At 45.2% G+C, this 14,413-nt stretch carries 9 protein-coding genes and 1 tRNA gene; 7 read left to right on the top strand and 3 right to left on the bottom strand.

All coding sequences use genetic code 11. The annotated features are described in order from the left end of the window. The first annotated feature begins 45 nt into the window (after window positions 1-45). Window positions 46-2,319, top strand: coding sequence for a Tex family protein (locus ACNURT_RS00920; protein WP_419700145.1), 2,274 nt, complete (start codon window positions 46-48; stop codon window positions 2,317-2,319). Window positions 2,320-2,427: 108 nt separating this feature from the next. Here the strand turns inward: ACNURT_RS00920 and ACNURT_RS00915 are convergent, their stop codons facing one another. Beyond that, entirely contained in the window at window positions 2,428-2,904 is a 477-nt protein-coding gene (locus ACNURT_RS00915) for an Lrp/AsnC ligand binding domain-containing protein (protein ID WP_076373882.1), read from the bottom strand. Window positions 2,905-3,056: 152 nt separating this feature from the next. Between ACNURT_RS00915 and ACNURT_RS00910 the strand changes: the two genes are divergently transcribed. Both ACNURT_RS00910 and ACNURT_RS00905 read left to right on the top strand, forming a co-directional pair. Continuing rightward, window positions 3,057-3,168: transfer RNA gene (locus ACNURT_RS00910), tRNA-Asp, on the top strand. Between the two features lie 546 nt (window positions 3,169-3,714). Then, on the top strand, window positions 3,715-7,143 hold the full coding sequence (locus ACNURT_RS00905; RefSeq protein WP_419700144.1) for a ThuA domain-containing protein: 3,429 nt from the start codon (window positions 3,715-3,717) through the stop codon (window positions 7,141-7,143). 417 nt (window positions 7,144-7,560) lie between these two features. Here ACNURT_RS00905 and ACNURT_RS00900 read toward each other — a convergent pair whose 3' ends face one another. Both ACNURT_RS00900 and ACNURT_RS00895 read right to left on the bottom strand, forming a co-directional pair. Continuing rightward, window positions 7,561-8,133: a porin family protein gene (locus tag ACNURT_RS00900; protein ID WP_370998415.1), complete on the bottom strand. Its 573-nt coding sequence runs from the start codon at window positions 8,131-8,133 to the stop codon at window positions 7,561-7,563. 263 nt (window positions 8,134-8,396) lie between these two features. Next, window positions 8,397-9,896, bottom strand: a complete 1,500-nt coding sequence (locus tag ACNURT_RS00895; protein WP_419700143.1) for a PLP-dependent aminotransferase family protein — start codon at window positions 9,894-9,896, stop codon at window positions 8,397-8,399. 463 nt (window positions 9,897-10,359) lie between these two features. On the opposite strand from ACNURT_RS00895, the gene ACNURT_RS00890 reads away from it, so the two are divergent. The 4 genes from ACNURT_RS00890 (at window position 10,360) to ACNURT_RS00875 (ending at window position 14,359) form a co-directional block, all read left to right on the top strand. Further along, window positions 10,360-11,001: a pyridoxamine 5'-phosphate oxidase family protein gene (locus tag ACNURT_RS00890; RefSeq protein WP_419700142.1), complete on the top strand. Its 642-nt coding sequence runs from the start codon at window positions 10,360-10,362 to the stop codon at window positions 10,999-11,001. A 703-nt stretch (window positions 11,002-11,704) separates the two neighbouring features. After that, a complete protein-coding gene (locus ACNURT_RS00885; RefSeq protein WP_090472749.1) occupies window positions 11,705-11,920 on the top strand; it encodes a hypothetical protein in 216 nt (71 codons plus the stop codon). Window positions 11,921-11,988: 68 nt separating this feature from the next. Next, window positions 11,989-13,728, top strand: coding sequence for a S41 family peptidase (locus tag ACNURT_RS00880; protein WP_419700141.1), 1,740 nt, complete (start codon window positions 11,989-11,991; stop codon window positions 13,726-13,728). Window positions 13,729-13,849: 121 nt separating this feature from the next. Further along, window positions 13,850-14,359 (top strand): hypothetical protein, encoded by a 510-nt coding sequence (locus ACNURT_RS00875; RefSeq protein WP_419700140.1) that lies wholly within the window; start codon window positions 13,850-13,852, stop codon window positions 14,357-14,359. Window positions 14,360-14,413 lie beyond the last annotated feature (54 nt).

Here is a 14,413-nt window from a genome sequence, read left to right as displayed (position 1 = left end):
GCTTTTTAACCAAAGAGTACCCAACTTCGCAGTCCAAAGTTTACTATGATATCGCATTATAAAAAAATAGCCCAGGAGCTTTCCATTGCCGAAAAGCAGGTAAGTGCCACAGTTGATTTGCTTGACGAGGGCGCTACTATTCCCTTTATTTCCCGCTACCGTAAAGAGGTTACCGGCACACTCGATGAAGTGCAGGTAACCGAGATCCGCGACCGTGTGCAACAACTGCGCGACCTGGATAAACGCCGTGAGGCCATCCTCAAATCGCTGACTGACATGGGCAAACTAACGCCCGAACTGGAAAAACAGATCAACGAAGCCGAAACCATGGTATCGCTCGAGGATATTTACCTGCCGTATCGCCCTAAACGCAAAACCCGTGCTACCACGGCCCGCGAAAAAGGCTTGCAGCTCCTGGCCGACTTGCTACTGGAGCAAAACAAGGTTGACCTGGAAACCGCTGCTGAAACCTATATAGATGCCGAAAAAGGCGTGAACAGTATAGAAGAGGCCCTGGCCGGTGCAAGGGATATTATCGCCGAAACCATCAGCGAAAATGCCGAAGTACGTACCCGCATCCGCGAATTGTTTATTGAAAAAGGAATTTTTCAATCGAAAGTGGTTGATGGGAAGGAAGTAGAAGGTATCAAGTATAAAGACTATTTCGACTGGACAGAAGCCGTGAAATCGGCGCCATCACACCGCATCCTGGCCATGCGCCGCGGCGAAAAGGAAGAGATCCTGTGGCTGGATATTAAGCCCGAAGAGGATGAAGCCATTGCCATACTGGAGGATACCTTTGTAAAAGGCATCAATGCATCAGCCGACCAGGTAAAGCAAGCTATTGCCGATGGTTACAAGCGCTTGCTGAAACCATCAATGGAAACAGAAGTGCGCCTGTTTACCAAAAAGAAAGCCGACGAAGAGGCTATTCGCGTATTTGCCGAGAATGCCCGCCAGCTTTTATTAGGTGCACCGCTGGGTCAAAAACGTGTGATGGCTATCGACCCGGGTTTCCGTACGGGCTGTAAGCTGGTTTGCTTGGATGAGCAGGGCAAACTGTTGGAAAATACCGCTATTTACCCGCATACCGGGGCCGGGCAGGCACGCGAGGCCGAAAAAACGGTTCAGCATTTGTTCCAAAAATATAATATCGAAGCTATTGCTATTGGCAATGGTACCGCCGGTCGCGAAACGGAAGTGTTTGTACGTAATCTGAATTTGCCGGGCGTGGTTATTGTGATGGTGAACGAAAGCGGGGCATCTATCTACTCAGCATCAGATGTGGCGAGGGAGGAGTTTCCGGATAAAGATATCACCGTAAGGGGAGCAGTATCTATTGGTCGCAGACTGATGGATCCGCTGGCTGAACTGGTAAAAATCGACCCAAAATCAATAGGTGTTGGGCAATATCAGCACGATGTGGATCAGAACAAACTGCAAACCTCGCTGGACGATACCGTAATGAGCTGCGTGAACGCCGTAGGTGTGGAGCTGAACACCGCATCTAAACAAATACTGGCTTACGTATCGGGCCTTGGTCCGCAACTGGCGCAAAACATTGTGGAATACCGCGATCAGAATGGTGCCTTTAAACGCCGTGATCAGCTGAAAAAAGTTCCCCGCCTGGGTGATAAGGCTTTTGAACAAGCCGCCGGTTTTTTACGCATCCACCAGGCCGAAAACCCGCTGGATTCGAGCGCGGTACACCCCGAGCGTTACAGCCTGCTGGAGCAAATAGCCAAAGATATGAGCTGTACGGTGAAAGATCTGATGAGCAATGCCCCGCTGCGTAAAAGTATTCCGCTGCAAAAATATACTTCAGAAACCGTGGGCTTACCTACGCTGAACGATATTATGGCCGAGCTGGCCAAACCAGGCCGCGACCCGCGCGAGCAATTTGAGGCTTTCAGCTTTACCGATGGCGTAAATGCCATAGGCGACCTGAAGGTAGGCATGAAACTACCCGGCATCGTCACCAACATTACCAATTTTGGGGCTTTTGTAGATATCGGTGTTCACCAGGATGGATTGGTTCATCTGAGCCAGATCACCAACCGGTATATCAAAGATCCTAACGAAGTATTGAAAGTACACCAGAAAGTGGAAGTTACCGTAACCGAAGTTGATGTGAACCGCAAACGCATAGCTTTATCGATGAAAGAAAATGATAAAAGCGCCCCGCAGGAAAGACGGAATGACGACAGAAGGCCCGCCGGTAATAGCAATAATAAACCTACATATAACAAAAAACCGGCACAGGAACCGGAAACAGATATTGCCATAAAACTGGCGGCGCTGAAGAACAAATTTAAATAGGGGAATAAATTAAAGGCTGTCATGTCGAAGTATGTGGGTAGGGCCTCTGCGCCCTATCCTTCGACAAGCTTAGGATGACAGCCTTCGCTTTTTATATCAAGTAAAATTTTATTCCAAAGTGATCTGCCTCCTGATGCTTTCTTCAAGCGAGATGAAAGTTTCGGTACGTTGAATACCCTTAACACCCTGGATCTGTTCGTTCAAAACCTCGCGCAGGTGGGTGGTATCATGACATACTATTTTGGCGAAAATACTCCATTCGCCGGTAGTATAATGCAGCTCAACAATCTCTTTTATGGTTTTTAGTTGCTTAACCGCTTCGTTATACTGAGAGCCTTTTTCAAGGTAGATACCCAGGAAGGCTGTAATATCATACCCTAATTTCTGAGGATCTACTTCCAGGCTGGCTCCCTTTATTACACCCATCTCTTCCAACTTTTTCATTCTCACGTGTATGGTTCCGCCAGAAACGATTAACTCTTTAGCTATCTCGGTGTACGGAGTGGTAGCATTCTTCATTAATATTGATAAAATCTGGATATCAAGATTATCAATTTCTAAATTTTGAGCTTTTCTGTGGGACATAAATTTGAATATCTATATTGAAATACAAGTTTAATTAAAATTTGAATAAAAATAAAATATTTTTGTTGAAATATTTGCAAGGAATTGATGGGTCTATTAAATTTGTATCAAGCAAATGACAATTGCTTTCTGTTCTTTAAACAAAAAAACAATGTTGGGTGGTGAAATTTTTGGCAGACACACCTCCTTGTCCCGGTGGCGGAGATCATGGAAAACCCGAAGCGGGCTAACCACTCTGTGGAGGTTCGAATCCTTCCCCAACAGCGATTAAGTATAAAGTCAGAAGCCGAAAGTCCGAAGTCAGTAAAAAGACTAAAGACTTAAAACTTCGAACTGAAGACTTAATACTTTACTGTAGGATGGTGAAATTTTGGCAGACACACCTCCTTGTCGCGGTGGCGGAGAAATTGGGAAACTTTTAGCAATAAAAATAACCACTCCGTGGAGGTTCGACTCCTTCTCCTACAGCTCTTCTCATAATTTAGGTTTATAATTGGTTAGTAAAGGCCCCTGCCCATCAGGGGCTTTGCTGTTTTTAAGACTTTTTTGGAATAGAGCCAAGAGATTAGAATCAAGAATTAAGATAAAAAAAGCATACTTCACTTTTTTATTCTTGCGTTTAAGGCACTTTCTCTCTTGATTCCTGACTCTTATTTCTTGATTCTTTCTTTAATTGTGTCATTTTTACGCATTGATATTATTATCTTAATAATTTTATGATAAATTTGATTGATTACTTATTATTGTAATCGATTGCGAAGCGCCCCATTCCTGATCATTAAACCCAAAAAAACCAATTGTAATAGCATCATGAAAAAAATCCTACTTCTGTTTCTTACGGCTTGTTGCTGCATCACATATCTTGCATTCAATATAGCCGGGCGCGGTAAACCCCGTGTGCTTATATTTTCAAAAACAATGGGCTACCACCACGCCTCTATTGATGCCGGTATTGCAGCCGTTCAGAAACTCGGTAGCGAAAACGGGTTTGATGTAGATACTACCAAAAATGCCGACATGTTTACCGATGAAAATCTTAAAAAATACGCCACCGTTATTTTTTTAAGCACCACCGGCGATGTGCTCAACTATCGCCAGGAAGCTGCCTTTGAACGCTATATACAGGCGGGCGGCGGTTATGTTGGCGTACACGCCGCTACCGATACCGAGTACGATTGGGGTTGGTATGGCCGTTTAGCTGGCGCCTGGTTTTATGACCACCCGGGTATTCATGATAAGAGCCCTAACGTACAACCGGGTGTTTTAAACGTAGTTGATAATAATAATGCCGCCACCAAACACCTGCCCAAAGTATGGAAACATACCGACGAGTTTTACAGCTTTAAAAAAGCGCTTGCTCCCGATGTGCATGTACTGGTTACTATCGATGAAAGCAGCTATACCGGCGGTAAAAGAATGGGCTATCACCCTATGGTGTGGTATCATGATTATGATGGCGGACGTGCCTTTTATACCGAATTGGGCCACACCAACGAAACCTATAAAGATGCCGACTATCTTAAAATGCTGCTTGGTGGTATAAAATATGCCATTGGCGATAACAAAGACCTTGATTATTCAAAGGTTAAAACACAGGTTGCACCAGATGAGGACCGCTTTAAAAAGACGCAATTATCAACAGGTAAGTTTTATGAACCTACCGAAATGACCATTTTGCCAAACCTGGATATCCTGGTATTGCAACGCCGCGGCGAAATTATGCTGTATAACCACGGCACTCAAAAAGTAAAACAGGTAGGTGCTTTTGATGTATATTATAAAACCCTGCACACCCCCGGTGTAAATGCCGAAGAAGGCATGCTGGGCCTGGCTAAAGATCCCAATTTTGCCAAAAACCACTGGATCTATATTTATTACAGCCCTGCCGATAGTTCGGTTAACCGCCTGTCGAGGTTTACTTTTGAGGGCGATACCATCACTAAAAAAACCGAGAAAGTAATACTGGAAGTAAAAGCCCAGCGCGAGATCTGCTGCCACACTGGTGGTTCCATCGCTTTTGGTCCGGGGCCCGATAAGATATTGTTCTTCTCGGCGGGAGATAATTCTACGCCATTTGACGAGAAAAAACAGAAATATGTAACCAGCGGTTATGCACCTTTAGACGACAGACCAGGGCACTACCAGTTTGATGCCCGCCGCTCGGCCGGTAACACCAACGATCTGCGTGGCAAAATCATGCGTATCAAGATCAATGATGATGGTTCTTATGATATCCCCGAAGGCAACCTGTTCCCGAAAGGCACACCAAAAACCCGGCCCGAAATTTATGTAATGGGCGACAGGAACCCTTATCGTATTTCGGTCGATCAAAAGAATAGCAACCTGTACTGGGGCGAGGTTGGACCCGATGCGCATAACGATAGTTTAGATACCCGCGGCCCAATGGGTTACGACGAAGTGAACCAGGCCCGCAAAGCCGGCAACTATGGCTGGCCGTATTTTGTGGCCGATAACAAACCCTACCATGTTTATGATTACGCCACCGGTACTTCCGGCGCTGCATTTGATCCGGAGCATCCGGTTAATGAATCGCGCAACAATACAGGCTTGAGGGATCTGCCGCCGGCGCACCCTGCATTTATATGGTACCCGTACGGGCCTTCGGCCGATTTTCCGCAGGTAGGTACTGGCGGTCGTAACGCTATGGCTGGTCCGGTTTACTATACGGATATGTTCCCGGATTCAACACGCCTGCCCGCGTATTATAATGGTAAGTTCCTTACTTACGACTGGATGCGTGGCTGGATAAAGGCCGTTACCATGACCCCTGAGGGCGACTTTGACAAAATGGAGCCCTTTTTCCCGAAACTGAAAGTGAATTCCATGATCGATATGGAAGTTGGGCCCGACGGCAGGTTATATGGTTTAGAGTATGGCAGTGGTTGGTTTAGTAAAAATCCCGATGCCGGATTATTCCGCATTGATTATATCAGTGGTAACAGACCGCCGTCAATAGCTTTCGTGAAGGCGAATAAAACATCAGGTAATTTGCCATTTGCTATTAAACTAAGCGCTAAAGCCGTTGATCCGGAAGGTGACCCGGTTACTTACTCATGGAACCTGGGTAATGGTGTTACTAAAGAAACCTCAGTTCCGCAATTGGATTACACCTACACAAAAGCAGGCAGCTATAACATTACAGTTACTGCAAAGGATAGTCACGATGCTAAAACCAAAAGCACACCTATAAATGTATACGCCGGTAACGAAGAGCCGCAGGTAACGGTAAAGTTTACCGGCGGCAACAAGTCTTTCTACCTGCCGGGTGTACCGGTTAAATACGCGGTTAAGGTAACAGATGGTACTAAAACTGCCAGTGTTGACCGCAGCCGCATTTTTGTAGCCGTTGATTATATTGATGACTATAAAAAGCCGGTATCGGCAACGCAATTAGAACAATCTACTCCAGAAAGCAGCGGCAAAGCTATTATGCTGAGCATGGATTGCAAAAGCTGTCATAAAGAAGTGGGTAAATCAGTAGGTCCGTCATTTACCGAGGTATCTGCTAAATATAAAAAAGACGCTAAGGCGATGGGTAAACTGACCCAAAAGGTAATTAAAGGCGGCGCCGGTGTTTGGGGCGAGGTTCCCATGTCTGCACACCCAAGTATCAAGAAAGCCGATGTGGAGCAGATCATTACCTGGGTACTATCGTTAAATAACCAGGGCAGTAAAAAGAAATCATTACCTGCTGTGGGTAGTATCATACCAAAACCGGGCAAACAGCCAAATGCTACAATGGTATTATCAGCTGCTTATACAGATAATGGTGGAAAAAACATCAAAGCCTTAACCGGTCGCGGTGTGGCAACGCTAAAAAGTAATAGCTATTTATTTGCCGGCAACGAAAAAGTGAGCGGCTTTACCGCGTTTAAATATAACGGCATCAATTTAATGATCATGCCACAAAACGGCGGCTGGTTTGAAGTGGATGATATTGACCTGACCGGCGTACGTTCGGTAGACATGACCAACTTCTGGCAGGCGCCGCCAAGCACCAGCCTTGATTTTGAGGCCCGCTTAGATGCACCCGATGGGGAACTGGTAGGTAAAGGAAGCATGCCGGTACCTGCGGCTGATCAGAAAGCTGGTCTTACCCATGTAACCATTAACCCGGTAACAGATGGTAAAATGCACAAGCTGTACTTTATTTACAAACCGGTAAAACAAGTGGCTTTAGTAGCCGGTGTTACAGGCTTGCAGTTTAATGCGAAATAAGCAAAACAACCCCGTGGAGGAACGAAGAAGCAAGAGCTCCTCTAAACTCCCCAATTGGGGAGACTTTAAAAAACGTTTTAAAGCCCTCTCCTTTGGAGAGGGTTGGGTGAGGCTCTTGCTTCGTGCCTCGCAATGACGTGGTATAAGAATAAACAAAAGCCCCGGCAGGTAACCTGCTGGGGCTTTTGTTGTATAAAAATAGGTCATCCTGAACTTGTTTCAGGATCCCACGGGACAGTTGTCCGTTAGGTAGTTTACCTTGCTAATGGGTTGCCGAAACAAGTTCGGCATGACTTAATATTATAGATTAGTTGAAAGGGGCTGTCACCCTGAGCTTGTCGAAGGGCGCGCGTAGAGGCCTGCCCACCATACTTCGACAGGCTCAGCATGGCAGCCTTTTTTAGTTTTAATGAACCCTTACAGTATCTTAAACCCTACACTAAGCGCCCAAAGATTTTGGCGTTTGGCAAAGCTGTCGCTTACCTTGGTTAAGCCGCCTTCGTAGCGAAGATCAGCGGTAATAGAGCCAATGTCAACACCGGCGCCTACCTGGTAGCCAATGTTACTTTTGTTAAAGTTATTGGCGGCTCCGCTGATATTACTACCTAAACTTACGCTGTTATCCAGCTGGTAGGTATAAATAGGTCCACCCATGACGCGGAAATTCAGATCCTTTTGACCAAATGATCTGCCAATTAATAAAGGCACATTGAGGTTGGTGAACCGAACTTTACCGTTAAACGCGGTATTGTTATCGCTCGATTCAAATTTACCGCCTGTGCCGCTCAAATAAAGCTCGGGCTGAAAATACCAGGTGTTGCCTACACGGGCAAATAAACCGGCCTGGTAACCGGTAAGGGTTGATTCTTTTACATTATCGGTGCTGATCCTCGAAAAGTTGACACCGCCTTTAATACCTAATGAAACCTGTGCTTTGGCCCCGATGCTTACCGCTATCAGTAATGCCGCACTTAATAGTAACTTTTTCATAATTGTTGATGTTGGTGATGCCGCATGAGTTTTGACTTACACAGGCGGCTGTTTTAAAATAAATTTGTTATAAAACGGGTTTTGTAACAAATACGTATACATAACCTATCAATTGACACGCCAAAAATTTGGATGTTGCCTGTAGAATTTGTTTTTATCAAAGACTGTAGAGACGCATATTTGCGTCTCCAGATTGGTAATCAGGGCCGTTTAGCAACGGGACGCAAGTATGCGTCTCTACAAAAAAAGAATAGGTTAATTATTTAAATATCGCTCAGCAATTTGGCCAGAATTTCAATACAAAGCTGCAATTCTTCAACGGTAGATGACGCAAAGCCAAGCCGGATAGCGTTAGTACCAGCACTCTCGCCACCAAAGTACAGGCCTTGCTTTAAGGCTTTTTGGGATAGCGCGGTCAGGTCGATACGTGCATCAAACTTTGTCCATACGGCCAATCCCCCGTCGGGTACTTTAAATTGTACATAATTGTGCAGCTGGCTGGTCATCAGATCGCAAAAAACATCGTGCCGTTGCCGGTATACCCGTAATGATTTGCGTAAATGACGCTGAATAATACCGTTTTGCAGTAGCTCAGCAACGGCATTCTCCAGTAAAGCATCCCCCTGGCGGTCAATAATACGGCGCAGACGGGCCAGATGCCCGATCACGTTTTCGGGACCGACAAGGTACCCCACCCGGATGACGGGTGATATGCTTTTCGAAAACGAGCCGCAATACAATACCATACCTGCTTCGTCGGCGCTGGCCAAGGGCATCAGCGGTTTGTTCTGATAGTGGAAATCGTAATCGAAATCGTCCTCAAAAATAATAAAACCATGTTTCTGGGCCAATGCCAGCAGTTGTATCCGGCGATCGGCCCGCAAGGCTACGGTGGTGGGGTAGTGGTGGTGCGATGTTACATAAACCAAGCGTACCGGCTGCTGCCGGCAAAGACGGTCGAGCTGATCGATATCCAAACCGTGATCGTCAACAGGTATTTTGACCAGGTTGGCGCCTGCTTGTAAAAAGTTCATTTGCGCGCCCGCCCAGCCAGGTTCTCCAGCCACTACCGTATCGCCGGGCTGTAGCAAGCCGGTGCAAGTCAAATACAAACCCATCACTGTTCCGCGTACAATAAGGATGTTGTTGGGCGTAATACGTAAACCCCGTGTTTGGTTCAGGTATGTCGCCAGTTCTTCGCGCAGCCAGGCTGTACCCCGGGTGTCGCCATAACCTAAACGGGTGTAAGGATTACCGGTTAACAACTGGGTGCGGTATGCTCTTGACAGTTCGGTTACCGGCACCAGGCGTGTATCCGGAAAGCCATCATCAAGATGTAATGATGTACTCAAATCGGCCACTTTGCGGTTAAGGTGCGGGGCGCCTTGAATGGCAAAACCGGCCACTTTCGTGGTATTTGCAGAAACGGCGACTAAAGGCTGCGGCTTAACAGCAGGTAAATGCCGGGCTACAAATGTACCGCTGCCGGTTTGGCTTTCCAGCCAGCCCTGCGCCAGCAATTCATCATAAGCCCGTATTACCGTTTTGCGATGAACGTTTAATGAAAGTGCCAGCTGGCGGGTGCCTGGCAGCCGGTAACCAGCTGGTAAGGTACCTGCCTTGATCAATGCCATCAGCTGATTGCCAATCTGTAAATAAACCGACAAGGCAGCGTTTTTATCGATATTTAAAAGAGACGAAAGTATCTGCATGGTAAACTGGACTACCCGTTTTATAAAAATTGGATGATTTGTGTGATCCAATAAACGCATAATTTTATAAAAAACAAAATGGCGGCAAGGGTAATGTATAGACTCACCCCGACATCGCTACGCTTGTCACCCCTCTCTGCCCTTTGGGCAAAGAGGGGGATTTTATTCTTTTTTCTTTACCCTCTTTGCGGCGAAGCCGGAGAGAGGGTGGTCCAGCGAAGCGTAGACCGGGTGAGTCGCCTTCGACGATATTTAATTACAACAAAAAACAAAAGTATGGCAACTCAGGAATCACATCGTGTTCAATTGCCCTTTTCAGGTCTTCTGAAAGTGATCAGGAGGCTTTTAAATCGGGTTATAACCATGGGTAAGTGCATACTGGGAGAGCCCCCATGTGGACGAAATAGCATTAATCATATCCTGGCGTTCACTCACCGGTAAGAGTAGTCACGCGATTATTAAGCGCAGATATATTTAAATAAATGATCATTAAATACATAAACAAATAGAAACAATGGCAACCCAAAAATCACATCTCGTTCCGAGCCGCTCGGCCAAAAGGGCCAATTATGAACCGGAAACCATCCATAGCATATTGGACGAAGCGCTGTATTGCACCGTCAGCTATTCGTTTAAGAATAAGCCGTTTTCTATCCCCACCGCGTTTGTGCGGTACGGGGAAAAAATTTACATCCATGGTTCGGTCGGCAGCCACTTTATCCGCGAACTGGAAAAAGGTATCCCGGTTTGTATTACTGTAACGCTTATGGATGCCCTGGTGGTGGCCAAATCGGCTTTTCACCATTCGGTTAATTATCGTTCGGTAGTGATATTTGCGCAGGCCGAAAAGGTGGAAAGCCTGGAAGATAAAATAGAAGCCTTTAAATGGCTCACCGATAAAATTGTACCAGGCAGTTGGGATTACCTACGCCCTATCAAAGAAAACGAAGTGCGTAAAACAACCGCCTTAGCTTTCAAGATCGACGAGGCGTCGGCCAAGATCCGTTCGGGGATGCCGGTTGATGAGGAGGAAGATGAGGCACTCCACATCTGGTCGGGATTAATCCCGCTGCAAAATGGACGTGGAGTGCCGGTGCCGGATTCTTTTAGTGAGAAAATACCTTTGCCGGAGCACCTTGTTGGTGTGGGGCTTTAGTTAGAAGTCATGAGTCCAAAGTCTTGAGTCTATAGGAAAAAAGCAAGGGTACGTGCAATTCCTTCCCAGGGGAAGGGGCAATGTCATTATTTAAGGATACTCCGTAGGAGTAAAAGCTTTGTAGAAAGCAAAAATAAGTATTCAGCAAGCCGTAGGTATGCAACCTGAGTGCAGTACCTACGGCACTGAATTGGAAATTGCCTTTTTTCTACAAAGCTTTAACCCCCATGGGGTTTGCAAAATTCCTTAACTTAATGACATTGGGGGAAGGGGAGGAAGGGGGTTAGCCAGGCGACTCGAAGCCTGCCGCAGACGAGTCGATACGCAGGATTTCCATTTCCGCCAAAGTTTTCGTATATTTATATTAATCAACAGCCCGGGCGTCTTTTACCAGACATCCGGGCTGTTTGGTTTAAAGAAAAATAGGACCAAAAACAGACGGTTTTAAGTGCAGTTATTTGAAAGTCAAGAAATTAATACTTTTTAAAGTTTTAAAAACACGCTAAAACCGGGTTAAAATTTGTTAAAAAGTGTTAAAATCGACGGTTATGAATGAATTTTGCGCTGTTTTTATGCCATTTTCGACCAGGAATTTGTTAAAATTTAAGGTTTAAAAAGTTTTTTGGAGGCATGTGTAAGGCAGCTGATATTTTAAAATAACGCTGCGATGTATTTTTTATATTTTTGCTGAAAATAATTAGTCATGGCTGAGATCAGTATCACCAACAAAGATTGGGAGCGCATCAAAATAAAAGTACAACGCAAATATAACCACCTTACCGACGAGCAATTGCAATACGCCGAAGGTCAGGAAGAAAGCCTGATAACCAAATTAATGGATCTGGTGAACCGCGACAGGCAGTATGTAGTGTTCACTTTAAAGAAGGCTTTGGTAAATATTGACAATAACCGACTGTAAATAAGGCCCGGTTTGTAAAAAACAATAAGCTTTTTTGTATTTTTATAGGCTTAATGACGTAACAGGGTATGGCGATCAATAAAAGATACAAAAAGATAGGTTTATTTGCCGGTATTGCATTGCTGGCAGGCGGCGGGCTGGCTTTTAATGACGACCTGTTCCAGATATCCAAAAACCTGGATGTTTTTGCCTCGGTATATAAAGAGGTGAATATCAATTATGTAGATGACATTAATTCGGCCAAGCTGGTAAAAACAGGTGTTGATGCCATGCTCGATGGGCTCGACCCCTACACCGAATTTGTTCCCGAATCGGAAATTGAAGATTATAAGCTACACTATGTAAGTACCCAGTACGGAGGCATCGGTTCCAGCATTTTCGCACGCAACGGTAAAGTATTTGTATCTGATGTTTTTGCAGGTTTTCCTGCCCAAAAGGCCGATATTCACCCCGGCGACCAGATCCTGAAAATAAATGACATTGATTTAACAGGAAAAAATAACGACCAGGTAAGTCAATTGTTGAAAGGATCCAAAGGAGCGCCTATAAAACTGCTCATCAAACGCGATAATACGCCGCAGCCCTTTGAAAAGAACCTGATCCGCGATGAGATCAAACAACCCAACGTATCCTACTTTGGTATGGTTGACGGTAATATGGGCTATATTAAGCTGGATAAGTTCCTGGAAAATTCAGCCGCCGAGGTAACCAACGCGCTGGTAACACTCAAAAAGAGCAATCCCAACGGCATCATATTGGATCTGCGCTCAAATGGTGGCGGTATACTACAGGAAGCGGTGAAGATCGTGAACCTGTTTGTGCAAAAAGATGTGGAGGTTGTATCGCAAAAAGGGAAGATTAAGGACAAAAACTTTACTTACAGTACGGTAAGTACGCCATTAGAGCCTAATCTGCCCCTGGTGGTGCTGGTTAATAGTCACTCGGCTTCGGCTTCAGAAATTGTGGCGGGCTCCTTGCAGGATCTTGACAGGGCTATTATCATTGGGCAACGTAGCTATGGTAAAGGCCTGGTACAACAAACCTTTAACCTGCCTTATAACAGCCTGGTTAAAATAACCATCGCCAAATACTACGTGCCATCGGGCCGTTGTATACAGGCGTTGGATTACACGCATCGCAAGGATGATGGCAGCGTGGTAAAAGTTGCCGATTCACTGATCCACGAGTTTAAAACAAAAAATGGCCGCTCGGTTTTTGACGGCAGCGGTATTTATCCGGATATTTTCATCAAACAGGAAAAATTTGCCAATGTAACCCAGGCCCTGGTAGGTAAATTGCTGATATTTGATTATGCCACCGTTTATCGCGATGCGCACCCTAAAATAGCTGAACCAAAGGAATTTGCCCTGTCGGATGCCGATTACGGTGATTTTGTAAAGTACCTGGCCGATAAAAATTACAGTTATACCACCACCGCCGAAAAGGTACTGACCAGTTTAAAAACGGAAGCTACCAAAGAAAAACAGTTTAATGATATTCAGGGCGAATACGATATTTTAAAGGCAAAACTGCTGGCCAGCAAAAAGAACGATCTGCAGCAGCACAAAGCCGAAATAAAACAGGTACTTGAAAATGAGATAGCTTCCCGCTATTATTTTGAACGTGGCCGTTACGAAACCAATTTTAAATACGATAAAGAGCTGGCCCAGGCGGTAAAAACCATGCAGGACAAAGCCCAGCTGGCGTCGATATTAAAGGGTGAAGGTAACTATAAAGTGATCGGAAAACCCGTGCTGGCCATGGCCGGTAAAAAGGCAGCGGATAAAGATATCGATGACGATCAATAGCCTAATAAATTGTTAATCATATTGTTGTGTATTTGTAACTGATTAGTTACTACGTAGGGCAGTGCACTGGCTAAACTTTTGTTTAAGCCTGTTGTCATACATACAAACAACACGAAAAACAATGAAAAAGATCATTTTAACAGCTGCTATATTGCTAAGCTGTTTATCAGTAAAAATAGCCAGCGCTCAAATAAGTTTAAGTATAAACATTGGTAACCAGCCAGAATGGGGCCCTACAGGTTATGATCATGCCGATTATTATTACCTGCCCGACGTAGACTCTTATTACGATATTAATGCCCATCAGTATGTTTACCTAAATAATAATGTATGGGTGCATGGCGCCGCTCTGCCTCCTCGCTTTGGCAATTATGATGTTTACCACAGCTATAAAGTAGTAGTAAACCAACCAACTCCATGGGTTCATAATGATGTGATCAGGAGGAAATATGTAAGCTATAGAGGCCGTCGTGACCAAACCATTATCCGCGACAGCAAAGAGGTTAAATACACCAACCATTGGAGAGGTGACCGTGGAAATGGCAGGAGGGTTGTAGTACACAAAACCGTTAAAGAAGATCACCGCGACGATGATCACCGTGACCACCATGGCGATGGGCACAGGAACTAATTATTATTGTTACATTTTTATATCACGGGCCTGCCTTGATAGCAGGCCCATTTT

Origin of the sequence: Mucilaginibacter sp. NFX135, assembly GCF_048565145.1 — a bacterium.
Taxonomy (GTDB): domain Bacteria; phylum Bacteroidota; class Bacteroidia; order Sphingobacteriales; family Sphingobacteriaceae; genus Mucilaginibacter.
The sequence above is the reverse complement of the archived record's forward strand: the minus strand, read 5'-3'. Positions and strand labels throughout refer to the sequence as shown.